Source organism: Nocardiopsis sp. NPDC058789, from assembly GCF_042745575.1.
GTDB classification, from domain to species: domain Bacteria; phylum Actinomycetota; class Actinomycetes; order Streptosporangiales; family Streptosporangiaceae; genus Nocardiopsis; species Nocardiopsis eucommiae.
The window spans coordinates 355,824-381,911 of sequence record NZ_JBHYOW010000006.1 but is presented as its reverse complement, the minus strand read 5'-3'; the positions used below and the strand labels follow the sequence as shown (position 1 = coordinate 381,911).

The 26,088-nt window shown below is 72.2% G+C and carries 23 protein-coding genes and 1 riboswitch; of the genes, 11 read left to right on the top strand and 12 right to left on the bottom strand.

Annotated features, from left to right (window positions below; translation table 11 throughout):
• Positions 1 to 115 precede the first annotated feature (115 nt).
• Positions 116 to 1,513, top strand: a complete 1,398-nt coding sequence (locus ACFW3L_RS11425; protein WP_378738996.1) for a DUF418 domain-containing protein — start codon at positions 116 to 118, stop codon at positions 1,511 to 1,513.
• A gap of 106 nt (positions 1,514 to 1,619) precedes the next feature.
• Here ACFW3L_RS11425 and ACFW3L_RS11420 read toward each other — a convergent pair whose 3' ends face one another.
• Both ACFW3L_RS11420 and ACFW3L_RS11415 read right to left on the bottom strand, forming a co-directional pair.
• Positions 1,620 to 1,904, bottom strand: coding sequence for a MoaD/ThiS family protein (locus ACFW3L_RS11420; RefSeq protein WP_378738994.1), 285 nt, complete (start codon positions 1,902 to 1,904; stop codon positions 1,620 to 1,622).
• Position 1,905: 1 nt separating this feature from the next.
• Positions 1,906 to 3,009 (bottom strand): WD40/YVTN/BNR-like repeat-containing protein, encoded by a 1,104-nt coding sequence (locus ACFW3L_RS11415; RefSeq protein WP_378738992.1) that lies wholly within the window; start codon positions 3,007 to 3,009, stop codon positions 1,906 to 1,908.
• A 478-nt stretch (positions 3,010 to 3,487) separates the two neighbouring features.
• Between ACFW3L_RS11415 and ACFW3L_RS11410 the strand changes: the two genes are divergently transcribed.
• Entirely contained in the window at positions 3,488 to 4,087 is a 600-nt protein-coding gene (locus ACFW3L_RS11410; RefSeq protein ID WP_378738989.1) for a TetR family transcriptional regulator, read from the top strand.
• A gap of 38 nt (positions 4,088 to 4,125) precedes the next feature.
• Here ACFW3L_RS11410 and ACFW3L_RS11405 read toward each other — a convergent pair whose 3' ends face one another.
• On the bottom strand, positions 4,126 to 5,406 hold the full coding sequence (locus ACFW3L_RS11405) for an MFS transporter (RefSeq protein WP_378738987.1): 1,281 nt from the start codon (positions 5,404 to 5,406) through the stop codon (positions 4,126 to 4,128).
• A 175-nt stretch (positions 5,407 to 5,581) separates the two neighbouring features.
• Positions 5,582 to 5,727, top strand: a riboswitch (adenosylcobalamin (AdoCbl) riboswitch).
• Here ACFW3L_RS11405 and ACFW3L_RS11400 point away from each other — a divergent pair.
• The 5 genes from ACFW3L_RS11400 to ACFW3L_RS11380 all read left to right on the top strand — a co-directional run bounded on the left by ACFW3L_RS11400 (position 5,726) and on the right by ACFW3L_RS11380 (position 10,976).
• On the top strand, positions 5,726 to 7,225 hold the full coding sequence (locus tag ACFW3L_RS11400; protein ID WP_378738984.1) for a CoA-acylating methylmalonate-semialdehyde dehydrogenase: 1,500 nt from the start codon (positions 5,726 to 5,728) through the stop codon (positions 7,223 to 7,225). Its footprint overlaps the riboswitch before it by 2 nt.
• A complete protein-coding gene (locus tag ACFW3L_RS11395; protein WP_378738982.1) occupies positions 7,222 to 8,364 on the top strand; it encodes an acyl-CoA dehydrogenase family protein in 1,143 nt (380 codons plus the stop codon). The genes ACFW3L_RS11400 and ACFW3L_RS11395 overlap by 4 nt, the downstream gene beginning before the upstream one ends.
• Positions 8,364 to 9,470, top strand: a complete 1,107-nt coding sequence (locus tag ACFW3L_RS11390) for an enoyl-CoA hydratase/isomerase family protein (RefSeq protein WP_378738980.1) — start codon at positions 8,364 to 8,366, stop codon at positions 9,468 to 9,470. Before ACFW3L_RS11395 ends, ACFW3L_RS11390 begins: the two co-directional genes overlap by 1 nt.
• On the top strand, positions 9,467 to 10,393 hold the full coding sequence (gene mmsB / locus ACFW3L_RS11385; RefSeq protein ID WP_378738978.1) for a 3-hydroxyisobutyrate dehydrogenase: 927 nt from the start codon (positions 9,467 to 9,469) through the stop codon (positions 10,391 to 10,393). Before ACFW3L_RS11390 ends, mmsB begins: the two co-directional genes overlap by 4 nt.
• A 172-nt stretch (positions 10,394 to 10,565) precedes the next feature.
• Positions 10,566 to 10,976: a hypothetical protein gene (locus ACFW3L_RS11380; protein ID WP_378738976.1), complete on the top strand. Its 411-nt coding sequence runs from the start codon at positions 10,566 to 10,568 to the stop codon at positions 10,974 to 10,976.
• A gap of 165 nt (positions 10,977 to 11,141) precedes the next feature.
• Here ACFW3L_RS11380 and ACFW3L_RS11375 read toward each other — a convergent pair whose 3' ends face one another.
• From ACFW3L_RS11375 to ACFW3L_RS11360, 4 genes are all read right to left on the bottom strand, one after another.
• Complete coding sequence (locus ACFW3L_RS11375) at positions 11,142 to 12,317, bottom strand: beta-1,3-glucanase family protein (protein WP_378738974.1); 1,176 nt, start codon at positions 12,315 to 12,317, stop codon at positions 11,142 to 11,144.
• A gap of 138 nt (positions 12,318 to 12,455) precedes the next feature.
• Complete coding sequence (locus tag ACFW3L_RS11370; RefSeq protein ID WP_378738971.1) at positions 12,456 to 13,490, bottom strand: methyltransferase; 1,035 nt, start codon at positions 13,488 to 13,490, stop codon at positions 12,456 to 12,458.
• Between the two features lie 217 nt (positions 13,491 to 13,707).
• Positions 13,708 to 14,844 carry a bifunctional 2-methylcitrate synthase/citrate synthase gene (locus ACFW3L_RS11365; protein ID WP_378738969.1) on the bottom strand — a complete coding sequence of 379 codons (1,137 nt, stop codon included), beginning with the start codon at positions 14,842 to 14,844 and terminating at the stop codon, positions 13,708 to 13,710.
• Between the two features lie 73 nt (positions 14,845 to 14,917).
• Positions 14,918 to 16,426 (bottom strand): MmgE/PrpD family protein, encoded by a 1,509-nt coding sequence (locus ACFW3L_RS11360; RefSeq protein WP_378738967.1) that lies wholly within the window; start codon positions 16,424 to 16,426, stop codon positions 14,918 to 14,920.
• A gap of 172 nt (positions 16,427 to 16,598) precedes the next feature.
• Between ACFW3L_RS11360 and ACFW3L_RS11355 the strand changes: the two genes are divergently transcribed.
• Complete coding sequence (locus ACFW3L_RS11355; protein WP_378738965.1) at positions 16,599 to 18,020, top strand: short-chain fatty acyl-CoA regulator family protein; 1,422 nt, start codon at positions 16,599 to 16,601, stop codon at positions 18,018 to 18,020.
• A gap of 78 nt (positions 18,021 to 18,098) precedes the next feature.
• On the opposite strand, the gene ACFW3L_RS11350 is transcribed toward ACFW3L_RS11355, so the two are convergent.
• The gene (locus ACFW3L_RS11350; RefSeq protein ID WP_378738963.1) at positions 18,099 to 19,214 is read right to left on the bottom strand and encodes a hypothetical protein; all 1,116 of its coding nucleotides are present in this window, start codon (positions 19,212 to 19,214) and stop codon (positions 18,099 to 18,101) included.
• A gap of 496 nt (positions 19,215 to 19,710) precedes the next feature.
• Between ACFW3L_RS11350 and ACFW3L_RS11345 the strand changes: the two genes are divergently transcribed.
• The 3 genes from ACFW3L_RS11345 to ACFW3L_RS11335 all read left to right on the top strand — a co-directional run bounded on the left by ACFW3L_RS11345 (position 19,711) and on the right by ACFW3L_RS11335 (position 23,010).
• Positions 19,711 to 20,976: a GAF domain-containing protein gene (locus tag ACFW3L_RS11345; RefSeq protein WP_378738961.1), complete on the top strand. Its 1,266-nt coding sequence runs from the start codon at positions 19,711 to 19,713 to the stop codon at positions 20,974 to 20,976.
• Positions 20,977 to 21,085: 109 nt separating this feature from the next.
• Positions 21,086 to 22,609 (top strand): aldehyde dehydrogenase family protein, encoded by a 1,524-nt coding sequence (locus ACFW3L_RS11340; protein WP_378738959.1) that lies wholly within the window; start codon positions 21,086 to 21,088, stop codon positions 22,607 to 22,609.
• Positions 22,609 to 23,010, top strand: a complete 402-nt coding sequence (locus ACFW3L_RS11335) for a DUF779 domain-containing protein (RefSeq protein ID WP_378738957.1) — start codon at positions 22,609 to 22,611, stop codon at positions 23,008 to 23,010. The genes ACFW3L_RS11340 and ACFW3L_RS11335 overlap by 1 nt, the downstream gene beginning before the upstream one ends.
• A 78-nt stretch (positions 23,011 to 23,088) precedes the next feature.
• On the opposite strand, the gene mnhG is transcribed toward ACFW3L_RS11335, so the two are convergent.
• From mnhG to ACFW3L_RS11315, 4 genes are read right to left on the bottom strand one after another with little or no spacing between them, the layout of a single operon-like run.
• Complete coding sequence (mnhG, locus tag ACFW3L_RS11330) at positions 23,089 to 23,499, bottom strand: monovalent cation/H(+) antiporter subunit G (protein ID WP_378738955.1); 411 nt, start codon at positions 23,497 to 23,499, stop codon at positions 23,089 to 23,091.
• The gene (locus ACFW3L_RS11325; RefSeq protein WP_378738953.1) at positions 23,492 to 23,815 is read right to left on the bottom strand and encodes a monovalent cation/H+ antiporter complex subunit F; all 324 of its coding nucleotides are present in this window, start codon (positions 23,813 to 23,815) and stop codon (positions 23,492 to 23,494) included. The genes mnhG and ACFW3L_RS11325 overlap by 8 nt, the downstream gene beginning before the upstream one ends.
• On the bottom strand, positions 23,812 to 24,423 hold the full coding sequence (locus ACFW3L_RS11320) for a Na+/H+ antiporter subunit E (RefSeq protein ID WP_378738951.1): 612 nt from the start codon (positions 24,421 to 24,423) through the stop codon (positions 23,812 to 23,814). The genes ACFW3L_RS11325 and ACFW3L_RS11320 overlap by 4 nt, the downstream gene beginning before the upstream one ends.
• A complete protein-coding gene (locus ACFW3L_RS11315) occupies positions 24,420 to 26,087 on the bottom strand; it encodes a Na+/H+ antiporter subunit D (RefSeq protein WP_378738949.1) in 1,668 nt (555 codons plus the stop codon). Before ACFW3L_RS11315 ends, ACFW3L_RS11320 begins: the two co-directional genes overlap by 4 nt.
• Between the last annotated feature and the right edge of the window lies 1 nt (position 26,088).

The window sequence follows — 26,088 nt, the reverse complement described above, 5'->3', positions numbered from 1 at the left end:
GGAGAGGGGAGGGGCCGAAAGGCTGACCCCGGGCCCGTCGGGGTTCGGCTCTTCGGTCGATGTGCGGCGACGGACCGCCGGGCGACGCTGGTTCCGTGACCCAGAGGAGGAACCAGTGACCATCGCATCGACCCCGGCCGGAGTCCCGGCCACCGCACCGCCGCCAGGGGGGACGCCCACGGGCGTTCCCGGACGCCGGATGCCGCTCCTGGACGTGACCCGCGCGCTGGCGATGATCGGCGTGGTGGCGATGAACGTGACCGTCGTCGTCTTCCCCGCCGAGCGCGCCGGGGTGATCGAGCAGAGCACGCTCGCCTCGGTCGTCGACGGGGCGTTGGGCCTGTTGATGTCCGGCAAGGCCCGCGCGCTGCTCATGGTGCTGCTGGGCGTCGGCGCCGTCCTGGCGTGGCGGGCTGCGACCCGGCGCGGGGGACGCCCGATGAGCGTCATGGTGCGGCGCTACGTGTTCCTGGGACTGCTCTTCGGGGTGCCCCACCTGCTGGTGTTCTCCGGCGACATCCTCGTCCACTACTCGCTGGCCGCGCTGTTGCTCGCTCCGCTGATGCCGTTCCTGCTGGCGGGGCGGGGGACTCGGCCGCTGTGGTTCGCGGTGGCGCTGTTCGTCACCGCCCCGGTCATCGAGTACGCCCTCGGCACGGTGATCCCGGGCCACGAGATGAGCATCCTGGTCACCCTCGTCCCGCAGACCCTCGGGTTCTTCTGCGTGGGCGTGTGGCTGGCCCGCAGGCCCGAGCTGGCCCCGGAGCACGAGGGCCAGCCCACCCGGCTCCCGGTGCGCATGGTGGGGGCGGGGCTGGTGGGGGAGCTGCTCGGTCTGCTGTTCCTGTTCGGCTCGGACCTGTTCTTCCCCATGGAGTTCGACGCCGACGGCGTCCCCGTGATGAACGCGGACGGCATGCCGGTGATCCACCCCGGCTCCGACATGATGACCTCCTTCGGGGCGGCCCTCAGTGGCCTGGGCGGCGCCCTGATCTACCTGGGCCTGGTGTGGTGGCTGGTCGCGCGTGGTCGGACGGCGGGGCGCGCCCTGGGCGCCCTGGCCCCGCTGGGGCGGATGACGCTCACCGTCTACCTGGGCAGCACCACTGTGTTCCTGCTGACCATGAAGCCGTTCGAGGGCGAGATCCCGCTCCTGGCGCAGTACGGGGTCGCCGCCGTCTACTTCGTGGTGATGGCCCTGTTCGCCCGCTGGTGGCTGGGGCGCTTCAGGCTGGGGCCGGTGGAGTGGATCTGGCGCAGCCTGACCTACCTGCGTCCCATGCCGATGCGCCGTGCTCCGGAGGCGGTCACCGCCTCCTCCCCGGTCGCCGACCCGCAGGACGCGCGCCACGGCGGGACCGTGCCCGAGTCACCCGGCCCCACGGAGACCGTTCCGGGCGCCACCCGGCCCACGGACTCCCGCTCCGGAGCCCCTGACGCCACCGGAGTCCGCGACGCCGCCGGAATCGGAGCCCGCGACGCCACGGACCCGGGCGGGGCCTCCTCCCCCTGACCGGGAGCCGGGAGGCGGCCCGGGGCGGGGCGTCCGTTCGCGGGGGCGGTGCCCTCACTTCGACGGGCCCGGGCCGGAGCAGGTGCTCCGGCCCGGGCCCGGCCGTTCAGCCCCCGGCGACGGAGGGCAGCAGTCGGACGTCCGCTCCGTCGCGGACCGGGGCGTCCAGGCCGCCCACGGTGCGGCACTCGTCCTGGTCCACGAACACGTTCACGAAGCGGCGCAGAGCGCCCTGCTCGTCCCTGATCCGACGGTCCAGGCCGGGGTGGAGGGCGGCCAGCGCGTCCAGCACCCCGCGCAGCGCGGTTCCGTCCTCGACCTCGACCCGAACGTGGGTGGCGCCCTCGGCGTCGGCACGCAGCACGCTGGTCAGGTGCACGGTCACCCGCATCTCACACCTCCGTGGCCCGCACGCTCAGGACGTCGGGCAGATGGGCGGCGACGAGGCGCCAGCGGTCGTCGTCGTCCGTCGTCGCGTACACGTCCCCCGAACGGGTGCCGAAGTAGAAGCCGGGCACCTCCGCCCCGTCCGTGCAGGCGGCGTCGCGCAGGACGATCCCGAAGTACGGCTCCTCGGGCAGGCCCTCGTTGATCGCCCGCCACGTCCGGCCGCCGTCGTCGGTCCGGTAGGCGCCCAGGCGGTGCTTCGCCGGGAGGTGGACCTCCTGGCTGATCACCGGGAAGTTCAGCGCGGTGTCCGGGGTGTGCGGGTGCGCGACCATGGCGAAGCCGAAGTCGGTGGGCAGACCCTCCTCGATCCGGCTCCACCCGTCCGCCGCCGGGTCCGCGCTGCGGTAGACGCCGTGGTGGTTCTGCGCGTAGAACGAGCCGTCCGGGGCGGCGGCGACCTTGTGCACGCACTGGCCGTACTCGGGCTCCTCGTCGGGGAGGAACCCCGCGGAGATGCCCCGGTTGGTCGGATTCCAGCTCGCCCCGTCGTCCGCGGTCTGGTAGACACCCCCCGTGGACATGGCCACGGTGATCGCCTCGGGCGACCGGTGGCCCACACCGAGAGTGCCGGGCAGGATCGTGTGGATGGCGGCCCCTCCGGCACCGGGCATCCAGTTGACCCGGTGCGGGTGGTCCCACAGCGCGCGGACCAGCTCGAAGCTGTCGCCTCCGTCGGAGGACCTGAACAGGGCGTGCGGCTCCACCCCGGCGAACACGGTGTCGGGGTCGGCGCCGAAGGCGAACTGCCAGGCACGGGTCAGTGAGCCGTCCGTGTCCTGGGGGAAGGCGATCGGCGGGGCCGGGGGCTCGGTCCACGTGGCGCCGAGGTCGTCGCTGTGCCAGACGCTCGGGCCGAAGTGCCAGCTCTCCGTGCCGACGAGCAGACGCCCGGTGTGCGGGTTGATCCCGACCGCGTAGACGGGACTCACCCCGGCGTCGTTGGCCTCGTCGAGCCGGTGCGGGCCGGTCACGTCCCATGTGCGCCGATCCTCGCTCCGGGCCGTGAAGAGCCCCTTGCGCGTGCCGATGACCAGGAGATATGCCATGACGAACTCCAAGATGTGAGCCAGGTCTCCACTCTGGCACAGGGGTGCGACGAACGTCGGGAGCCACGAGGACGAGCGCGCGGGGAGGGTCGAGGAGGCGCCGGGAGCGGGTTCCGGACGTCTCGGCAAGTGAATAGTTAGGAACCCGAACGATTTACCGTGGGTGGCGAATTCGGCCCTCGGGGAAATGGTGGCCCTGTTGAGGGATAACTTCCGTGTGGAGGGAACCCTTTCCGGGCAAGGGTTCTGCGGCGAGTGGAAGGCGGTTGTCGGTACCAGATCACTTTGCAATAAACTCCCGGGCTACCGGTGTTCGCTCCGAGGCTGCCCCCAGGCCCCGGAACGCCGGTCACATCCCGTCATCCAGCCCGGAAGACATCCCGCTCCTTCGGTCTCTCGGTCCGTTTCGGGACCACCGTCCCAATGGCCGGTCCCGCGTACCATCGAGAACCGAGTTCCCACTCGATAGGGTCGCCTCATGCAACACCCCCCGGACACGCTCCACGCTCGCAAACGTCGTAAGGCGAGGGCCACGATCGTGTCAGCAGCCTTCCAACTCTTCGCCGAACACGGATTCGACAACGTGACGGTCGCGGCCATCGCGGAACGCGCCGAGGTCGGCCGCACGACCTTCTTCCGGTACTTCGGTGACAAACAGCAGGTGCTGTTCGCCGACGACAGCGCCGAGGTGGACCGCATGTGCTCCTACGTGCGCGAACGTGCGGACCTGAAGCCGGGGACCGACCTCGGGGACGCGCTCGCCCTGCTCCGTGAGGCCGCGACCGCCAGCGGACCCACCGCCCTCTCCCCGGCGCACTCGGCCGTGCTCGTGCGGCTCCTCAGGGAGAGCATCGACCTCAGATCCCGCTACCTGCTCACCCGCCAACAGAGGGCGCTCCGCCTGGCCGGTGCCCTGACCGAGGCCGGGACGGCGGAGAACGTCGCCGTCCTGGCGGCCCACACCGCCATGGCCTGCGACCTCACGGCGATGCGGCTCGCGGAGGGCCCCGAGGCCTACCCCGCCCGGGTGGACGAGGCCCACGGGCTCCTCCGCACCCTCGGGGCGTCCGGGGGATGACCGGATCGGGGCGCGACCCTCCTGCCCCGATCCCGTGCTCACCGGTCGTGCTCGCGCACCAGACCGACCAGCCTGCGGCCGAAGAACACCACCACCGCCAGACTGACCGCGCTCACCAGTGCGTAGGGGACACGGAGCGCGTCAGCCTGGCCCAGGGTGGGTGCCAGGACGGCCACCAAGACGCCTCCAGCCGCCATGCCCACGGCGCTCATGCCCCAGCTGACCGTGCGCATGGCGGCGTTCACGCGCCCGAGCAGGTGGTCCGGGGTGACGCGCTGGCGGATGGAGGTCATCGCGACCGCGTAGCCCAGCACCAGGCCGCCGCTGAGGAGATACACCCCGGCCACCACGGGGGTGAGCGGGAACAGCGCCACCAGCAGGTACAGCAGCCCGCTCGCGGCCAGGCAGAACGTCGGCAGGGTTCCGTGGGGCAGCGCGGAGCGCAGACGGGAGACCACCTGCCCGCCGATCACCCCGCCGATCGCGGCGAAGGCCATGAGCAGGCCGAACCCGGTCGACCCCAGCCCCAGGACGTCGCGGACGAACAGCACCTGGGTGGAGAGCAGGGTGGCGTAGGCGGTGTTCACGAACACCGCGATGACGGCCACCGAGCGCAGCAGCGGCTGGTCCCACAGGGCCCGCACGCCCTCGACCACGTCGCTCCACACACCGCGCGGCGTCCGCCCGGCGGAAGTTGGGCAGGGCGTTGCGGTCGTCGCGGGGGTGGTCGCGCGGACCCGCAGGAGCGCCACCACCGACACCAGCAGCGCGGCGACGTTGAACAGGAACGGCGCGAACAGGCCGAGGGCCAGCACGAACCCGCCCAAGGGGCGTCCGGCGAACTCCTGCGCGACGACCGCCCCGGACCGGACGTGTCCGTTGGCGCTCTCCAGTCGTTCCCTGGGGACCAGCGCCGTCACCGTGGTCTCGGCGGCGGTGTCGTGGCAGACCTCCAGGGCACCGAAGCAGAACGCGAAGGCGGCGAGCAGGGGGATCGAGGCCCAGCCGGAGAACACCACCAGGGCCAGCAGCGCCCAGAGCAGCATCCGCAGCGCGTTGGCGGAGACCATCAGCGTGAACCGGGGCAGGCGGTCCACCAGCACCCCCGCGGGGAGCGCCAGGAGGAGCCAGGGGAGTCGGCCCGCGGTGGCGACGGCGGCCACGAGCGCGGCGTTCTCGGGGGCCAGGGAGGACGCCAGCCACGGGACGGCGATCATCGCCACGCCGTCGCTCAGGTTCGAGGCCAGGGACGCGGACCAGAAGGCCCAGAAACGTCCGCCGAGCGGCGCTGACGACGGGCGGGGGGTGGGGTCGGACACGGGGGGACCACCGACTTTCCGCGCCGGTGTCTCGGGTGGCTCCGGAGAGGGGGCACCGGCACACAGCTCCACGCTAACCGCGACCCACTCGGGGCACGCGGGCCGCGTGGGCGACCGGCGCGGGCCGGAGTCCCACAACGCGTCGCCTCGGGGTCTGGATTTAGTAGGACGTCCAACTATATGGTGAGGGGGCCGAGGAGCGGGGAAGCTGGTGCGAATCCAGCACGGTCCCGCCACTGTGACCGGGGGAGACTCCGGAAGTCAGGCCACCGCTCGCGGCCCGAGATTCGTGTGGTCCACGAGGATGGAGCGAACACGCATGGTCAGCGAGCTGACGCATTTCGTGCATGGCAGGAACGTCCCGGGCCGGAGCGGCCGCTTCGGTGACGTCTACGAGCCCAGCACCGGTCGGATCAGGGCGAGGGTCCCCCTGGCGGACCGGGCGGAGACCGAGGCGGTCATCGCCGACGCCGAGGAGGCACAGGTCGCCTGGGGTTCCTGGAGCCCCCAGCGCAGGGCGCGGGTCCTGCTCAGGTTCCTCCAGCTGGTCGAACCCGAGCGTGAGTCGATCGCCCGGGCCCTGTCCGCCGAACACGGCAAGACCGTGGCCGACGCCCACGGCGACCTCCAGCGCGGACTGGAGGTGGTCGAGTTCGCGGCCGGGATCCCGCACCTGCTCAAGGGCGAGTTCACCGACAACGCCGGGGCCGGGATCGACGTCCACTCCCTGCGCCAGCCCCTGGGCGTGGTCGCGGGCATCACCCCGTTCAACTTCCCGGCGATGATCCCGCTCTGGAAGGCCGCACCCGCTCTGGCCTGCGGGAACGCTTTCATCCTCAAGCCCTCGGAACGCGACCCCTCGGTCCCGCTCCGGCTGGCCGAGCTCTTCCTGGAGGCCGGACTCCCGCCCGGCGTGCTCAACGTGGTCAACGGCGGCAAGGAGACGGTGGACACCCTGCTCACCGACCCCCGCGTGGCCGCGGTGGGCTTCGTGGGCTCCACCCCGATCGCGGAGTACGTCTACTCCACGGCCACCGCGCACGGCAAGCGGGCCCAGTGCTTCGGCGGGGCCAAGAACCACATGGTCGTCATGCCCGACGCCGACCTGGACCAGGTCGCGGACGCCCTGATCGGCGCCGGGTACGGGTCCGCCGGTGAGCGCTGCATGGCGATCTCCGTGGCGGTCCCCGTGGGCGAGGAGACCGCCGACGCCCTCGTCTCCAAACTGACCGAACGCATCGCCGGGCTGACCGTGGGCGCCTCGGACGACCCCGACGCCGACTTCGGACCCCTGGTGTCCAGGGACGCCCTCGACCGGGTGGACGCCTACGTCGCCCTGGGCGTGGAGGAGGGCGCCGAACTGGTGGTCGACGGGCGCGGCCTCAAGGTGAAGGGTCACGAGGAGGGCTTCTTCACCGGGGCCTCCCTGTTCGACCGCGTCACCCCCGACATGCGCGTCTACCGGGAGGAGATCTTCGGCCCCGTGCTGTCCGTGGTGCGCGCGGCCGACTACGAGGAGGCCCTGCGACTGCCCAGCGAGCACGAGTACGGCAACGGCGTCTCCGTCTTCACCCGGGACGGCGACACCGCGCGCGACTTCTCGCAGCGCGTCAACACCGGCATGGTCGGCGTCAACGTGCCCATCCCGGTGCCGGTCGCCTACCACACGTTCGGCGGCTGGAAGAGGTCCGGCTTCGGAGACCTCAACCAGCACGGTCCCGACTCGATCCGCTTCTACACCCGCACCAAGACCGTCACCTCGCGCTGGCCCTCCGGGGTCAAGGAGGGCGCGGAGTTCACGATCCCGGTCGTCCGGTGACCGCCGCGATCACCGACGAACAGCGCGCGCTGGCCGAGACCGCGCGCGGGTTCGCGGACGAACACCTCGCACCGTTCGCCGTCGGCTGGGACCAGACCAAGCACTTCCCGGTCGACGTGCTCCGCAGGGCCGCCGACCTCGGCATGGGCGGCCTCTACGTCTCCGAGGACTCCGGCGGCACCGGGCTGACCAGGCTCGACGGCGCCCTGGTCTTCGAGGCCCTGGCCACCGGATGCCCGTCCGTCGCCGGGTACCTGTCCATCCACAACATGGTCGCCTGGATGGTCGACCGCTACGGCGACGCCGACCAGCGCGCCCGCTGGCTGCCGGGTCTGTGCTCCATGGAGACCCTGGGCAGCTACTGCCTCACCGAACCCGGCGCCGGTTCCGACGCCGCCGCGCTCAGCACCCGGGCGGTCCGCGACGGGGACGCCTACGTGCTCACCGGGTCCAAGCAGTTCATCTCCGGCGCGGGCGTCTCCGAGGTGTACGTGGTGATGGCGCGCACCGGTGGCGTCGGCGCGGCCGGGATCTCCGCGTTCGTCGTGCACCGCGACGACCCGGGGGTGTCGTTCGGTGCCGACGAGGCCAAGATGGGCTGGAACGCCCAACCCACCCGTCAGGTGCTCATGGACGGGGTCCGGCTGCCCGCCGACCGCCTCCTGGGAGGCGAGGGCGACGGCTTCCGGATCGCGATGAACGGGCTCAACGGCGGGCGCCTCGGCATCGCCGCCTGCTCGCTCGGCGGCGCCCTGGCCGCCCTGGAGCGCAGCACCGCCTACCTGGGGAGCCGCGAGGCCTTCGGCGCCCCGCTGATCAACGCCCAGGCGCTGCGGTTCCGGCTCGCGGAGATGGCCACCGAACTGGAGGCCGCCCGCTCCCTGCTGTGGCGGGCGGCGGGCGCCCTGGACGACGGGGACCCCGAGGCCGCGCACCTGTGCGCGATGGCCAAGCGGTTCGCCACCGAGGCCGGGTACACCGTCGCGGACCAGGCCCTCCAGCTCCACGGGGGGTACGGCTACCTCACGGAGTACGGCATTGAGAAGATCGTGCGCGACCTGCGGGTGCACCGAATCCTGGAAGGAACCAACGAGATCATGAGCCTCATCATCGCTCGACGACTCACCGGGGCCGCCTGATGACCAGCGACAGGAACACCGGCGAGGACGACGCCTCCGTGCTGCTGCGCGTGGAGGGCACGCTCGCCCGAGCCACGCTCAACCGGCCGCGCGCCATCAACGCCCTCGACCACGCCATGGTCCGCGCGTTCGCGGACGCCCTCACCTCCTGGGAGAAGGACGAGGGCGTGTCGGTGGTGCTGCTCGACGGCGCGGGGGAGCGCGGCCTGTGCGCGGGCGGCGACATCCGCGCCATCCGGGCCAGCGCGGTGAACGGCGACCGCCAGGCCGCCGACTTCTGGCGGGACGAGTACCACCTCAACGCGCAGATCGCCCGCTATCCCAAGCCCTACGTCGCCCTCATGGACGGCGTGGTCATGGGCGGGGGCGTGGGGGTCTCCGCGCACGGCGGGGTCCGCGTGGTCACCGAACGCTCCAAGGTGGGCATGCCGGAGACCACCATCGGGTTCGTGCCCGACGTCGGCGGCACGTTCCTGCTCTCGCGGGCGCCCGGTGAGACCGGTACCCACCTGGCGCTCACCGGCACGCCGATCGGCGCGGCGGACGCGGTGTACACCGGCATGGCCGACCACTACGTGCCCTCCGAGCGCCTGCCCGACCTCGTCGCCGCGCTCACGGAGGCGGCCACGGAGGCCGACGTCACCGAGGCCGTGGGCCGTTTCGCGGAGGGCGTCCCGGCCGCGCCCCTGGAGTCCCGGCGCGGGTGGATCGACGCCTGCTACTCCGCCGACACCGCCGAGGAGATCGTGGCGCGACTGCGCGAGCACGGTGATCCGGAGGCGGCGAAGGCGGCCGACACCATCGGTGCCAAGTCCCCGACCGCCGTGAAGACCACCCTGGCCGCGCTGCGCCGGGCCCGTCGCCTGGCCGGACTGGAGGAGGTCCTCGAACAGGAGTACCGGGTGTCCACGGCCGCGCTGACCTGGCCCGACCTGGCGGAGGGCATCCGCGCGCAGGTGATCGACAAGGACCGCGACCCCCGGTGGTCCCCGGCCACGCTGGCGGGGGTCACCGACGCCGACGTCGAGCGCGCCTTCGCGCCCGCCCCGGACGGGCCGGTCGGCCTCGCCGAACCGCCAGCCACGGCCGACGGGGGTGCGCGATGACCGCGATCGCCTTCGTCGGACTCGGCAACATGGGCGGGCCGATGGCCGCCAACCTGGTCGCCGCCGGGCACGACGTCACCGGTTACGACCTGGTCCCCGAGGCGCTGGAGCGGGCGGCCGGTGCCGGGGTCCGGGTGGCCGGGTCCGCAGCCGAGGCCGTGGCCGGGGCCGACGTCGTCATCACCATGCTGCCGAGCGGTCGCCATCTGCTCGCCGCCTACCGGGGCGACGGGGGCTCGGAGGGCCTGCTGGCGGACGCCCTCCCCGGAACGCTCTTCCTGGACTGCTCCACCGTGGACGTGGCCGACGCGCGCGCGGCCAACGCCGCCGCCGTGGAGGCCGGGCACCGGGCCATGGACGCCCCGGTCTCCGGAGGGGTGGCGGGGGCCGAGGGCGGGACGCTCACCTTCATGGTCGGCGCGGAGGAGGCCGACCTCGCCACGGCGCGGCCTCTGTTGGACGTGATGGGCGGCAGGGCCGTGCACTGTGGTGGCCCGGGTGGCGGGCAGGCCGCGAAGATCTGCAACAACATGGTGCTGGGCGCGTCGATGCTCGCCGTGAGCGAGGCGTTCGTGCTGGGCGAGCGGCTGGGCCTGACCCACCAGGCGCTGTACGACGTGATGTCCACGGCCTCGGGGCAGTGCTGGTCGCTCACCTCGTACTGTCCGGTCCCGGGTCCGGTGCCGACCAGTCCGGCCAACAACGGCTACCGGCCGGGGTTCGCGGCGGCGCTGATGGCCAAGGACCTCGGTCTGGCGGCCAACGCGCTGGAGGAGACCGGGGTGGAGGCGCTGGTCGGGAGCCGGGCCGCCGAGGTCTACCGGGCCTTCGTGGAGGGCCTGGACGGTGAGCCCCGGGACTTCTCCGCGATCGTGGAGTCGGTGCGCGAGCGCTCCGGCGGGGCGGAGCCCGCCACGGAGTGAGTCCGGCGGACGCGGCCCGGGTGACCCGAGGGGACCCGGGCCGCGCGTCGTCCGGGTGATCGGGACCGGCACGGAGGGCGGAACCAGGGTCCTCCGCGAGGCGTCTCACGGAGGGTCAGGCCCGGGACGAGGTCCCGGACGATCGTCACCCCAGCACGGAGCTGCATCCCCCATGAATCCCAAACCCGGCGCGCTCACGGCCGTCCAGGTCATCCTCTTCGTCATGTCCGGCATCGCCGGCCTCGCCCTCCTGCTGGCCCTGGTGGGTGTGAGCGCGGTGAGTTCGGGGCAGCTGGAGAGCGCCACCGGAGTGAGCCCCGGCGCCTTCTGGCTGTTGATGCTCGTGGCCCTCGCGACGACCGTCTTCTACGTCTACGTGGCCGCCACCGTCGGTCGGGGCGGACACCGCACCCGGACCCTGGTGCGCGTGGTGGTGGGGGTCGGCGTCACCTCCGCGCTGATCAACATGCTGACCGGGGAGAGCGGCATCGTCGGCCTCGTGCTCATGGTCGTCGTCCTCATCCTCAACGAGGGCGAGTCCGCCAGGCGCTGGTACGAGGAGACCGAGCACCCGACCCGCTGAGCCGGCCGGGGACGGAGACCGGGAAGCCTGACGGAGCCGTCCCCGCCCCGACCGGCTGACAGGGAGGTGCGCGCCCCGGCCGCCCGGCCTCCCATCAGACCGGTCGTCCGGGGCGCGCGTTCGTGGGGCCGCGCCGTGGCGGCTTCCTGGAGCGCCGTCAGGTCCCTAGAACGGCGTCAGGGTGATCTCCAGTCCCGACGGGCCGTGGTCCTGGATGTAGGACGCGAAGTCCTCGACGTCGTCGAAGGCGAACCCGTACGCCTTGCCGTCCTCGGTGTGCTCGTGGAAGGTCCCGGCGTAGCGGTTGGCGATGTCGGCCAGGTAGAACTCGGCCGGGTCGTTGGTGGGCTGGGCCGCGTGGTCCAGCAGGGTGGCGCGGTTGAGCGCCGCCCCCACGATCGCCGCCACGGGGCCGGTGATCCCGTCGTTGGGCGCGGCCAGGGCGCCGTCGCAGAAGAACACGTCCCGGGTGCTGGGCCGGGCGATGGGGGAGACCCCGCCGTCGAACAGCAGCTCGTCGCCCTGCACCCGGCCGGTGAAGGTCCCGGCGTTGGTCGTGACGCTGAGGTCGGTGCCCGCGTAGTGCGACCACACCTGGTCCACGTACGGGTCGAAGTAGTCGGTGGGGAAGATCCCCGCGTCGAGCCCGTGGCCGGGGGCGATGATCCGGTGGCTGTCGTAGACCAGCGGTGAGAAGTCCGGGTCGGCGGCGAGGGTCTCGAAGATCGCGTCGCGTCCGCCGGGCAGCAGGAAACCGGTGCTCTGGTCCTCGTTCCCGGTCAGCCGGATACCGATCGGCACGCTGAACTGGTCCACCATCGAGGTGTTGCAGAACATGCCGTCCTCGTTGTGGGTGAACTCCACCGAGTCGTGCAGGACGTCGAAGCCGTGGTCGTCCTCGACCCAGCCGGCGGGGAGCTGGAGGGCGGGGTTCCCGTCACCGTCCTCCACGATCCGGATGCCGAGCTTCCCGCCCATGGCGAAGTAGATCCGGCCGGACATGTACGGGAGCGTCATGCCGGAGAGGGCGCCCAGGGGGATCGAGTAGTCCGTGTAGCCGTCGTCGGTGTTGTCGTCCACGCTGACGGGGTGGGGCGTGCCCTCGGCGTCGACCCGGCAGTGGACGTCGTCGACGAGGTCGGTGCCGACGACGTAGACGAGGACCTCGTCGTCCCCGAAGCGGCCGCTGTTGTTGGTCACGCTAACCGGGAGCGCTCCCAGGTTGGCCGTGTTCGAGACGGGGGTGATGCTCTGGGGGCTGGTGGCGCAACCGGTCGCGCCGAGCAGGGGAGCTCCGGCGGCGATCGTGGCGCCGCCCAGGAAGAGCCTGCGGTTGATCATGTACGAACTCCTCAGTAGCGGGTGTGAAGAGGTGCGCACCATGGAGCCAGCCCGGGGGCATCCGCGTCAACGGGGTCAGCGGCGGGAATTACGTGGTGATCACGTTACCCGTGGTGACGGAGGTGTATGTGGCGTAGATCACATCGGGTGGCCGGGGGTCAGCTCCACCAGGGCGACCCCCTTGTGCCGGTGGCTCCCGGCGACACACAACCCCGCCCGTTCGGCCAGGGCCGCCAGTTCGTCGGTGCTCCGCTCCCGGCCCTGGAAGAAGGCCAGCATCCGCAGGTCCAGCTCGCTCACCACGTCCTCGGCGGCGTGCTCGGCCACCAGCACCGTCCCGGTCGGACCGGCCGCCTCCGCGCACCGCCGCAGGATCGTCACGGCCGACGCGTCGTCCCAGTCGTGCAGGATCCACCCCAGCACGAAGGCGTCGCCGGTCACCGGAAGCGGATCGAAGAAGCTCCCCGCGACGGCGTCGGCGCGGTCGGCCAGACCCGCCTCCCGGAAGTTCGCGCGCGCCGCAGCCACCGGACCGGGCAGGTCCACCACGGTCCCGCGCGGCCGGGGGAAGCGCTCCAGCAGGGTGAGCAGCAGCGCGCCGTTGCCGCCGCCCACGTCCACGACGTGGTCCAGCGCCTGCCACTCGTACATCTCCGCGATGGTCTCGGAGTGGTTGACCATCCGGCCGCTCATGAGCTCGTCGAAGGACCGGGACAGCTCCGGATCGGCGGACAGGTCCTCCCAGAAACCGGAGCCGCCGAAACGCAGGGAGTAGGCGCTCCGGCCGGTGCGCAGCGCCTCGGCCAGCTCGGACAGACACAGGTCGGCGCGCCCGTGTGCGCCGTCCCCGGCGAACCAGGGGAGCCGGGAGTACGGGTGGTCCGTCCGCAGGCAGTCCCCGACCGTCGTGAGCGCGAACCGGTCCCCCTCCAGGGTGAACAGGCCCTCCCCGGCCAGGTACCGCAGCACCCGTGCCAGGCCGTCCGGGTCCGCCCCGACCGCCGCGCCGAGCTCGGCGGCCGTGCGCGGCCCCTCGGCCAGGTGGTCCGCGACCCTCAGCGTGGCCACCGCCCGGATCGCCATCGGGGTGACCGGGCTGGCCAGCGACCACAGCCGCGCGGACGCCTCCCTGGCCTCGTCGGTGCTCACGTGTTCCCCACGCTCTGCGCTCATCCGGCACGCTCCCGTCCTCGGCCCGCGGTCTCCCCCGGACACTACCCAGCGGGGGGCGTCCCATGGGAGGAATCTCCCCACACGCGGCGAACCGGGGCCCGCACCACGGGCGGCCCCTCCGCGTCACGGTGCCCTCGCGCGGACGTGTCACGGGGCGGTGACACCGTCGGCCCGGCCCCGAGGGAGACCGGGCCGGGCCGGGGTGTCCCGGCGGCGGTCAGCCCGCCAGGCGCTGGGCGGGCAGCGGCACCGGACGGCGCTCGCGCCCCGTGTAGCTGCTCAGAGGACGGATGAGCGCGTTGGCCTCCTGCTGCTCCAGGATGTGCGCGGTCCACCCGGTGATCCGGGCCATCACGAACAGCGGCGTGAAGGTCGGGACCTCGAACCCCATCAGGTGGTAGGCGGGGCCCGCCGGGTAGTCCAGGTTCGGGTGGATGCCCTTGCGGGCCACCATCTCCGCCTCCAGGGCTCCGTACAGCTCCATGAGCTCCTCGGCACCCCTGAGCGCGGCCATCCGGTCCAGCGCCGCGCGCATGGTCGGCACCCGGGAGTCCCCGTGCTTGTACACGCGGTGCCCGAAGCCCATGATCTTCCGCTTCTCGGCCAGGGCGGTGTCCAGCCAGTCGGAGGCGCGCTCCGCCGAACCGATCTCCTGGAGCATGTGCATGACGGCCTCGTTGGCGCCGCCGTGCAGCGAACCCTTCAGGGCGCCGATCGCCGCCGTCACGGAGCTGTAGATGTCCGACAGGGTGGAGGTCACCACCCGGGCGGTGAAGGTGGAGGCGTTGAAGCTGTGCTCGGCGTAGAGGATCATCGACACCTCGAAGCAGCGCACCACCTCGGGCTCGGGGACCCTTCCGAAGCACATGTGGAAGAAGTTCTCGGCGTGCCCCAGGCCCGGGTCCGGCTGGATCGGGTCCAGCCCCCGGCGCCGCCGGTGGTCGGCGGCGACCACCGTGGGCAGCTTGGCCAGCATGGCCTCGGCCTTGGCCCGGTTGGCCGCCACCGAGGCGTCGTCCTCGGCGGGGTCGTCCGCGCCCAGGTAGCTGATGGCGGTACGCAGCACGTCCATGGGGTGCGCGGTCTCCGGGAGGCGGCGCAGCAGGTCCAGGGTGTGCCGGTCCAGGGCGCGGTTGGCCCGCTCCCGTGCGGTGAACTCGCGCAGCTGGCCCGCCGTCGGCAGCTCCCCGTACCAGAGCAGGTACGCGACCTCCTCGAACGTGCACGAGGCGGCCAGGTCCTGCACCGGGTAGCCGCGGTAGGTCAGCGAGTTGGAGGCCTCGTCGACCATGGAGATCTCGGTGGTGTCGACCACCACCCCGGCCAGGCCCTTGCGGATCGCCGTGTCGGTCATGCTCACCACATCCGTTCGGATCGTGAAGTCGGGGACGCCTTCGGCGAAGGCGTCGTCGGAGGCGTGTGCGGCATCAGAAGATCCCCTTGGAGGTCGGCAGGTCGCCCGGCGCGGTGTCGGGGTCCTCCATGAAGGACAGCTGGCGGACCTCGTCGGTGGTGAGCTCGGGCAGGCGTTCGACCAGGTCCAGGAAGCGGTCCTGCTCGGCGCGGGCGACGATCCCCTCGGAGAGGGCACGGAACTTGGCGACGTAGTCAGGGCGGGTGAAGGGACGGTCACCGAGCGGGTGGGCGTCGGCCATCGCGATCTCGTCCTCGATCACGGAGCCGTCCGCCATCTCCACCACCACACGGCCGCCGAAGGCCTTCTCCTTCGGGTCCGTCGCGTGGTAGCGGCGGGTCCACTCCGGGTCCTCGACCGTGCTGATCCGGTGCCACAGCTCCACGGTGTCCGGACGCTGGGCGCGCTCGGGGGCGTAGGAGCGCTCGTGGTGCCACTCGCCGTCCTGGAGGGCGACGGCGAAGATGTAGGGGATGGAGTGGTCCAGGGTCTCCCGGCTGGCCCGGGGGTCCATCTTCTGCGGGTCGCCCGAACCGGTGCCGATCACGTGGTGCGTGTGGTGGCTGGTGTGGATCGTCACGGAACGGACCCGCGCGGTGTCCCCGATCCTCGGGCCCAGACGTCGGGCCAGGTCGATGAGGGCCTGGCTCTGGTACTCGGCCGAGTGCTCCTTGGTGTAGGTGTCCAGGATGCCGCGCTTGGCCTCACCCGGGCCCGGCAGCTCCACGAGGTAGTCGACGCCCGGCCCGCTCAGCAGGCGGGCGATGAAGCCGTCCTCGCCCTCGTAGGCGGGGGAGGGGGCGCCCTCGCCGCGCATGGCGCGGTCGACGGACTCCACGGCCATCTTCCCGGCGAACGCGGGCGCGTACGCCTTCCAGCTGGAGATCTCGCCCTTGCGCGACTGCCGCGTGGTGGTGGTCACGTGCAGGGCCTGCTGGACCGCCTGGTAGACGGTCTCGGTGTCGAGCTCCAGGAGGGTGCCGATCCCGGCCGCCGCCGACGGGCCCAGGTGGGCGATGTGGTCGATCCTGTGCTCGTGCAGGCAGATGCCCTTCACCAGGGCGACCTGGATCTCGTACCCGGTGGCGATGCCCCGCACCAGGGCGCGGCCGTCCCGGCCCAGGTGCTGGGCGACGGCGAGGATCGGCGGGATGTTGTCGCCGGGGTGCGAGTAGTCGGCGGCCAGGAAGGTGTCGTGGAAGTCCAGTTCCCGGACGGCCACGCCGTTGGCCCAGGCCGCCCACTCGGGGGAGACGCGTGTGGACGGCGGGGTGCCCATGATCGCCGCGCCGGGGTTCAGCGGGTGCCGGGTGGCCTGTGCCCGCGCGCTGCGGACGGGGCGGCGGCGCAGGGAGGCGGCGGCCACGGCGGCGTTGTCGATGACCCGGTTGCCGATCATCTCCACCACGGCGGGCTCGACCCTGACCGGGTCGGCCGCCACGGACGCGATCCGGTGGGCCAGCTGCTCCTCCTTGGCGGGCCCCTCGGAGCTCCGGTGGACCCGGACGCGGTGCTGCTCCATGTTCATCCCCTCGACGTGGTCTCTGTGCAGCCGAGGTTCGCATGGGCGAATCACCTGGTGGAAGGGGCGAAACCTGCTGAGTTCTGCCAACCCGCAGGCGTGATTCAGCCAAGTCTGCTAACGCCTGGCGAGACACCTTCGGGTTAGCCTGGCGGGGACGGAAGGGGCCATCGTGCGCAAGGTCTTCGCGGGGCCGCGGCTGCGCAGGCTGCGGCAGGAGCACTCGCTCAAGCAGTCCGAGCTCGCTCGCGAGCTGGGCATCTCCGCCGGCTACCTCAACCAGATGGAGCACAACCAGCGCCCGCTCAGCGTCCCCGTCCTGCTACGGATCACCGAGGCGTTCGGGGTCGATCCCGGCTTCTTCGCGACCAGCGACACCTCACGGCTGATCGCGGAGCTCCGGGAGGCGCTCACCGACGTCCCCACCGGCGACCAGGTGAGCCCGGACGAACTCGACGAGCTGGCCTCCGGCATGCCCTCCGTGGCCCGGGTCCTGGTGGACCTGCACCGCAGGTACCGGGACGTCTCCGGGCAGGCCGCCGCCCTGGCCGAGGGCCGGGACGACGGAGGGGCGTCCGTGGCTCCCATGGCCTACGAGCAGGTCCGCGACTTCTTCTACGAGCGCCAGAACTACGTGGGGGAGCTCGACGAACGCGCGGAGGACCTCGCCGGGCGGCAGGGCGTCGAACCGGGCCGCGCCCACGTCGTCCTCACGCGTCTGCTGGAGGAACGCCACGGCGTCAGGGTGGAGAGTCAGCCCCCCGGAGCCGAGGGCGCTCGCAACCGGGTGTACGACGCCGAGCGCCGGGTCCTCACCCTGGCCGCGCACCTGCGCCCCGGCCAACGCGCCTTCCAGCTCGCCACCCAGCTGGCCTTCCTCGAACACGGGCCCCTCCTGGACGAACTCGCCCGGGGGGAGGAGCTCACCACCGAGCAGGCGGTCCGGCTGGCGCGGATCGGCCTGGCCAACTACTTCGCGGGCGCGTTCATCCTTCCCTACCGCGAGTTCCAGGCGGCGGCGGAGGCCGAGCGCCACGACATCGAACTGCTCGCGGACCGCTTCGGGGTGGGCTTCGAGACCGTCTGCCACCGCCTCTCGACCCTCCAGCGCCCCCGGCGGCGGGGGGTGCCCTTCTCGTTCGTGCGCGTGGACCGGGCGGGCAACATGTCCAAGCGCCAGTCCGCCACCGGCTTCCACTTCTCGCGCTCGGGCGGCACCTGCCCGCTGTGGAACGTCTACGCGGCCTTCTCCGCCCCGGACGTCATCCAACGGCAGATCGCGCAGATGCCCGACGGCCGCTCCTACTTCTGGGTCGCGCGCACGGTGACCAGGGGATACGGGGGCTACGGAGCGGCCCGCAAGACCTTCGCGATCGGGCTGGGCTGCGAGCTCCGCCACGCGAACCGGCTCGTGTACTCCACCGGACTGGACCTGGCGGACCCGGGCTCGGCCACGCCGATCGGCCTGGGCTGCAAGGTCTGCGAGCGCCCCGCCTGCCCGCAGCGGGCGTTCCCCCCGGCCGGTCGCTCCCTGCTGGTCAACGAGAACTCCAGCACGGTCTCGCCCTACCCCGTCGCGGACCACCCGGCCTGAACCCGTCCGGCCGTGCCCGGGGAGGACACCGGTGCGGCGCCCACCCCGGGGCAAGGTCCGGGGCGCCCTCCGGGGGTGTCAGTGCCGGGGCGGGCCCGGCTGCCGGGCTTGAACCCAGGCCTGCTGGGCGCGGACCTGGTGCTCGCGGACGAGTCGGCTCCGGTGCTCGCCGCGCTTCACGCTGAGCGTGATCACGAGGATCAGCGAGACGAAGAAACCGAGCACGACGGAGAGCATCAGGGTCCCGAACCCGGCCATCATCCGCTTGTCGTAGGCGACGGCGACGTCGGTGTCCGCGACCACGTACTCCAGGCCGGGCCGTCCCGTGCAGGTCAGGTCGTACTCGCCCGGGGCGCTCAACTCGACCGACCGGACCAGGCGCCACTCCTCGTGGCTGTACCCGACCACCTTCTCGGTGAGCCTCGGGGCGCCCGCGCCGTCCAGGACGCAGGAGATCCCGTCCTCGTCCTCGTGGGGCACGTTCGAGTACAGGCCCAGGGACCCGGTCTGCTCCTCGGTGACCTCGAAGGTGACCGTGCCGCCGGTCCGGATGACCTCGCTGGCGTGCTCCGGGGGCAGGTCGTAGGAGAACCCCGTCACGATGGCGGTCACCCCCACGGCGACGCCGACGGGCAGCACGAGGGCGCTGGCCAGGATCGAACGGCGGCGCGGGCGGAGGTCCCCCGCGGGGATCTCGATCCGGGGCGGGGGCGGGGCGTACCCCGGGTGGAACACCGGCGGTCCCACGGGCGCGCCCGTGAACGCCATGTGCTCGCGCCGGGCCCGCTCCCCGCGTCGACGGGCGATCCGGCTGGACCGGATGACGAGCACGGTCACGCAGGTGATCAGTGAGACGAGGAAGGCCAGCATCGGTGTCAGGACACCGCCGACCACGAGACCCGGTGCGGCGCCGGGGTTGCCGCTCAGCAGGAGGATGCTGACCAGCAGGCTCACCGGGAAGAGCGTGCCGGTCCAGTACCAGTGCCGGGAGGGCCGCACCCGCGTCGGCTCCTCCTGTGGCGGCTCGGGGACGGGCGGCCGGGGCGGGAGGTGGTGCGGGGGCGGCGGCGGAGGTGCGCCCTGCGGGGGCCCGGGCAGCCCGAGGTCGGGGGCGGCCGGGGGTCCGCCCGCCGGTGGAGTCGCCTCGGGGGTCGAACCGGCCTCTGGAGCGGGGCCGGTCTCTGGGGTCGACATGGGGGCCTGCTTTCGCGGGTCAGTTTCGGTGCGGGGACTGCTCGGAGGTCGTCGCCGACCCGCGGCGCGGGGCCGTGACCAAGCCGAACACGATCGCCGCGGAGGTATCCGGTGCACGAAGGGAGGGGACGGGGGAGGGGCGCGGATGCTGAGGGGGACGCCTCATGCACGCAGTGTCCCAGAATCCCGTGACAGAGGTGGATGCGTGGGATTCCTCCGTCGCGGGCGGGACACGGGGCCGTCCTCCCCCCCGGGACGGGGCACCCGGCGCGGCCCCCGGGGTCCGGGGAGCGTCGAATCGGTGACGGTACCAGCCAGGCCCATCACCGGCGCGGTCCCCGGGCCCGGGGCGCGTTCGGGCACGGACGTGACGTGCGCGGGGCAACTCGCCGGTGGTTCCGCCCGGAACCCCTTGTCAGGACCGGGCGGCGAGGATTGACTCAGGGGCCCGGCCCGGACACCCGCCGGGTCCAGCCGTCGCGACGAAGGGATGCCGATGTCCGGGGTATGGAACGCGTGGTCATGGGAGACCGACCCCGAGGCCCTGCGACGGGACGTGGCCGTCGCGCACGAACGCTTCACCTGCTCCGGTCGGCTCAGCGGACGGGTCCGGCCGGTGGTGGGGGAGTCCTGGCGGCGCAGTGTCCTGCACGGGGTGGACCCCGACCGTACGCTGCCCCGCCTCGAACTCACCGGCCCCGCCCTGCACGGCCACCGCAGCGCCCACCCCCTCGCCGCGGCCATGCCGCTGCTGCGCCGCCTCCTCCTGGACACCGCGCCCGGGCCGCAGATCGTGGCGGTCGGGGACGCGTCCGGCCGCCTGCTGTGGGTGGAGGGCGACCACCACCTGCGCGGCCGCGCCGAGGCCATGCACTTCGTCGAGGGCGCCGACTGGCGTGAGAGCTCGGTCGGCACCAGCGCGCCCGGCATGGCGCTCACCCTCGACCACGAGGTGCAGGTCTTCGCCAGCGAACACTTCAGCCGGGGCGTTCAGCACTGGAGCTGTTCGGCGGCCCCGCTGCACGACCCCGACACCGGCGCGCTGATCGGTGTCCTCGACCTCACCGGAGCGGACCCCCTCGCCTCCCCGCAGGCGCTGGCCCTGGTCAGGGCGGCCGCCACGGCCGCCGAGATGGAGATCCGGGCGCAGCGGGCCAGCGGGTTCCTTCCGGCTCCCCGCACGGAGGGAGAACCGGCCCGCCTACGGGTCCTCGGCCGCGACCACGGACTGTTCGAGGCGGACGGCCGGACCGTCGAGCTCAGCACCCGCCACTCCGAGATCCTGCTGCTCCTCGCCCGCCACCCGCGCGGCCTGACCGGTGACGCCCTCGGCGCCCTGCTGCACGAACGGGACGCCGCCCCGGTCACCGTCCGGGCCGAGATGTCCCGGCTGCGCCGCCTGCTGGGGTCGGGGCTGCTGGCCTCACGCCCGTACCGGTTGTGCCGACCGCTCACCACCGATCTCGACGAGGTCCGACGTCTCCTGGCCGACGGCGGCTGCCGCGAGGCCGTCGCCCTCTACGAGGGGCCGGTGCTGCCCCGGTCGGAGGCGCCCGGGGTCGCCGAGGCCCGGGAGGAACTCCAGGCCGAGGTGTGCGAGGTGCTCGCCGCCGGAGCCGACCCCCAGGCGCTCCTGGCCTGGTCGGAGCGGCCCGAGTGGCGTGAGGACCCCCGGGTCCTTACGGCCGCCCTGCGCGCCCTTGACCCGGGCTCACCCCGCCACGCGGCCCTCCGGGGACGGCTCCGCAGGCTCGGATCCTGACCGCGCAACGTGGTCGCAACCTGCCGGTCACTAGCGTCACGGTTCCACGTTCCTGGAGGAGCCGGGCGCCCCGCGCGCCCGCGCAGTGAACACGAGGAGGCAACGCGCCATGGTGATCTACGCGCCCCCCGGTGAGTCCGGCGCCGTCGTCGAGTACGCGCCCCGCTACGAGAACTGGATCGGCGGCGAATGGGTCCGGCCGGTCCGGGGCCGCTACTTCGAGAACCCCAGCCCGGTCACCGGCCGGACCTTCACCGAGGTCGCGCGGAGCGGGGCCGAGGACGTCGAACTCGCCCTCGACGCCGCGCACGGGGCCGCCCCTGCCTGGGGCCGCACCTCGGCGGCGGAACGGGCGCTGGTCCTCAACCGCGTCGCGGACCGGATGGAGGAGAACCTGGAGCGGCTCGCGGTGGCCGAGAGCTGGGAGAACGGCAAACCGGTCCGTGAGTGCCTGGCCGCCGACATCCCCCTCGCGATCGACCACTTCCGGTACTTCGCCGGGGCCGTCCGCGCCCAGGAGGGCCACAGCTCCCAGATCGACGCGGACACCGTCGCCTACCACTTCCAGGAGCCGCTGGGCGTGGTCGCCCAGATCATCCCGTGGAACTTCCCGATCCTCATGGCGGTCTGGAAACTCGCCCCGGCCCTGGCGGCGGGCAACGCCGTCGTCCTCAAGCCCGCCGAGCAGACTCCGGCGTCCATCCTCGTGCTCGTCGACCTGATCGCGGACCTCCTCCCGCCCGGGGTGGTGAACATCGTCAACGGGTTCGGGGTCGAGGCGGGCAAGCCGCTGGCCTCCCACCAGCGGGTCCGCAAGGTGGCCTTCACCGGTGAGACCACCACCGGCCGCCTGATCATGCAGTACGCCTCGGAGAACCTCATCCCGGTCACCCTGGAACTGGGCGGCAAGAGCCCGAACGTCTTCTTCGCGGACGTGGCCGCCGAGCGCGACGCCTTCTACGACAAGGCGTTGGAGGGCTTCACCATGTTCGCCCTCAACCAGGGGGAGGTCTGCACCTGTCCGTCGCGTGCCCTCGTGCAGGGCTCGGTCTACGACGACTTCATGGCCGACGCCCTGGAGAGGGTCGGCCGGATCAGACAGGGCGACCCCCTGGACACCGAGACCATGCTCGGCGCCCAGGCCAGCAACGACCAGCTGGAGAAGATCCTGTCCTACGTCGACATCGGTCGTCAGGAGGGTGCCCGGGTGCTCGCCGGGGGCGGCCGGGCCGAGATGGAGGGCGACCTCGCGGGCGGCTACTACGTCAGCCCGACCGTCTTCGAGGGCCGGAACGACATGCGGATCTTCCAGGAGGAGATCTTCGGCCCCGTGGTCGCGGTGACGCGCTTCGACGACTACGCCGACGCGGTGAAGACCGCCAACGACACCCTGTACGGGCTCGGCGCGGGCGTGTGGACCCGTGACGGCAACACCGCCTACCGGGCCGGCCGGGACATCCAGGCCGGGCGCGTGTGGGTGAACAACTACCACGCCTACCCCGCGCACGCCGCGTTCGGGGGGTACAAGCAGTCCGGGATCGGCCGCGAGAACCACAAGATGATGCTCGACCACTACCAGCAGACCAAGAACCTGCTGGTCAGCTACTCGGAACAGGCGCAGGGGTTCTTCTGATGGACGACTCCCCACAGAGGGCGGGCGCCGAGCCTGTGGAGCGGGTCGCCCTCACCGAGAGCGCGGCGGCCCTGCTCCGGGAGCTCACCGCCGAACACGGGCCGCTGATGTTCCACCAGTCCGGCGGCTGCTGCGACGGCAGCTCCCCGATGTGCTACCCGGTGGGGGAGTTCCGGACCGGCGGCTCCGACGTGCGTCTGGGCGACCTCGACGCCGGACTGCCGGACCCCGTTCCGGTGTGGATGTCGCGGTCCCAGTTCGAGCTGTGGCGCCACACGCACCTGACCATCGACGTCGTCCCCGGTCGGGGCTCCGGCTTCTCCGTGGAGGCCCCGACCGGCCACCGGTTCCTGGTCAGGTCGCGGCTGATGACCGACGAGGAGGCGGAGCGCGCGGAGTGAGGGCACGCCCGCCGTGGGAACGGCCGGGGCCGGAGGAACACCGTTCCTCCGGCCCCGACCCGCGTTCTCCGCTTCCCGCTACGAGGTGCTACCGCCGCTCTCCTGGGCCTTCTCGGCCCGGCGCTTGGCGTCCAGGCGGTCGGCCAGTTCGTCGGTGACCACGAGGTCCTCGCGGATGCGGCCGGTCCGGTAGCCCACACGGGCGGCGATGTGACCGGCGACCGGGACGGTGACCACCTGGAAGAGGCCCACCAGGATCAGCGTGCCGATGCTGAAGGTGCCGGTCTCCTCCTGCGGGACCAGACGCAGGGCGATCCCCACCAGCACCAGCAGCAGGCCCAGGACCTGCGGCTTGGCGGCGGCGTGCATACGGGAGAGCAGGTCGGGGAACCGGATCAGACCCACGGCCGCGACCAGGGACAGCAGGGCCCCCGCCAGGATGCACAGGATCGCGATCCAGTCCAGGACGTTGACGAGCTGGTCACTCACTGCTCTCCCCTTCCCCCTTGGTCCCCGGGTGGATGGTGTCCTCCGGGCGGACGTGCTCCTCGGGACGCCGGGCCACGAACTTGGAGATGCTGATCGAACCGACGAAGCCCAGCAGGGACAGCACCAGCAGGATCGGCAGGATCGTGGGGTCCCGGAAGTACGCGGCGTAGGCGCCCAGCCCGGTCAGGGCCGAGGCGAGCAGGACGTCCACGGACAGCGCCCTGTCGAGGATGCTCGGCCCCAGCAGGAGCCGGGCGGTGCACAGCAGCGCGGCCACCCCGAGCAGGACGGCGACGATGACCCACAGCGCGCTCACGTGTTCCCCTTCCCGGCGGCCAGGGCGGCCTCCAGATCGGCGATGTTCTCCCGGGTGCCGAGCGCGCGCACGATGCGCTCCTCCAGGTCCAGGATGTCCGCCTTGGCCTTCTCCGCCTCGGCCTCGCTCTCCGCGCCCAGGACGTGCACGTACAGGACGTGCTCCGGTTGGGCGACCTCGACGATCACACTGCCGGGGATCACCGAGACGGTGATGGAGGTGCACACCAGCATCAGGTCGGAGTCGGTGCGCAGGCGTACGGAGACCACCGAGCTGCGCACCGGAGGCCCCGGACGGAACACCTGGGTCGTCACCTGGAAGCTGGCGACGGCCATCTTCCCCAGGACGTAGAAGAACATCCGCACGCCCTGCACCGGCCAGAACCGGAACCCCGGGACGATCGGCGGCAGCGGGAAGACCAGCATGACCGCCACGGACACCGTGAAGCCGAGGAGGGCGATCCCCAGCGACTCCGTGCGGAGCTGGAACCCGTCGAAGAGCAGCATCCAGACCACGGTCATGCCGAGGGCGACCGGGACCTGCACCTTCCCCAGGCGGTGCCGGATCGCCCGGGCTCCCTGCTTCTTCCTGGTCTTCAGATCGTTCACTGTGAACCTCCGGATCCGAGGACCGCCTCGATGTAGGGCGTCTGCGCGATCAGCTCGACCGCGGCCTCCGAGGAGTACGCGATCAGCGGACCGGCGAACACGGTCATGGCCAGCCCGAACGCGACCAGCGCGATGGTGGCGCCGACCATGCTCTTGGGCAGGACCACCGAGGTCACCACGGGGGCGGTCGCGGTGGTGGTGTCACCGAGCCGGGACGACGGGCCGACCGCCTCGCCGGACGGGCCGAGCGCCGCCGTCGAGGTGTCGTCGGCCTCGGAGTCGTCCAGCACGGTGCCGGGCTCGGCCACCATGCCCTCGGACGGGGTCCGCCAGAACGCGTAGTTCCAGACCCGGGCGATGACGTACAGGGTGAGCAGGCTCGTCAGGACCGACGCGCCGACCAGCGTGTAGGCCAGCGGGGTGCCGGACTCCACACCGGCCTGGATCAGGCCGATCTTGCCGAGGAAGCCGGACAGCGGCGGGATGCCGCCCAGGTTCATCGCGGGGATGAAGAAGAGGATCGCGAGCATCGGCGCGATCTTGGCCAGACCGCCGAGGTGGTCCAGGGAGGTGGACCCTCCCCTGCGTTCGATCAGCCCCGTCACCAGGAACAGCGTGGTCTGCACGGTGATGTGGTGCGCGATGTAGAACACCGCGCCCGCCATGCCGAGTTCGCTCCCCAACGCCACACCGAACACCATGTACCCGATGTGGCTGATCAGGGTGAACGACAGCAGACGCTTGATGTCCGTCTGCGCCACGGCTCCCAGGATGCCCATGATCATCGTGGCCAGCGCCACCCACATGAGCATCTCGTTCAGCTGCGTGCCGGGGAACATCAGGGTCTCGGCCCGGATGATCGCGTACACGCCGACCTTGGTCAGCAGGCCCGCGAACACGGCCGTGACCGGCGCGGGCGCGGTCGGGTAGGAGTCGGGCAGCCAGGCCGCCAGCGGGAACACCGCCGCCTTGATGCCGAAGGCCATCACGAGGATGACCTCCAGGACCAGGGCCAGCTCCGTGGAGATCTCCGGGAGGCGCTCGCCCAGCTGGGCCATGTTCACCGTGCCCGTCGCGCCGAAGATCAGCGCGATGGCGATGAGGAACAGCACCGAGGAGACCAGCGAGACCACCACGTAGATGGCGCCCGCCCGCATCCGTGACTGCGTGCCCCCGAGGGTCAGCAGCACGTAGCTGGCGGTCAGCAGGATCTCGAACCCGACGTACAGGTTGAAGAGGTCACCGGCGAGGAAGGCGTTGGAGACACCGGCCACCAGGATCAGGTAGGTCGGCTGGTACACCGACAGCGGCGCCACCTCGGCCTTGCCCGCCATCCCTTGGCCGATGGAGTAGACGAGCACGGCGAGCGTGATCGCCGCCGACACCGTCACCATCAGCGCGGACAGCCGGTCGGCCACCAGCGTGATGCCGATCGGCGTCTCCCAGCCGCCCACCTGGACGGCCTGCGGGCCGAACATGTCGGCGCCCACCATCAGCGCCGCGCCGATCACCAGCACCAGCGTCAGGGTGATGACGCTCAGCCACTGCTGGACGCGGGGCCAGCGGATACCGAGGGCCAGCTTGACCCCGGCCGCGAAGAGCGGCAGTACCACCGGCAGGGGAATGAGGTAGTGGAGGATTCCGGCGAAGTAGTCCCATCCCATG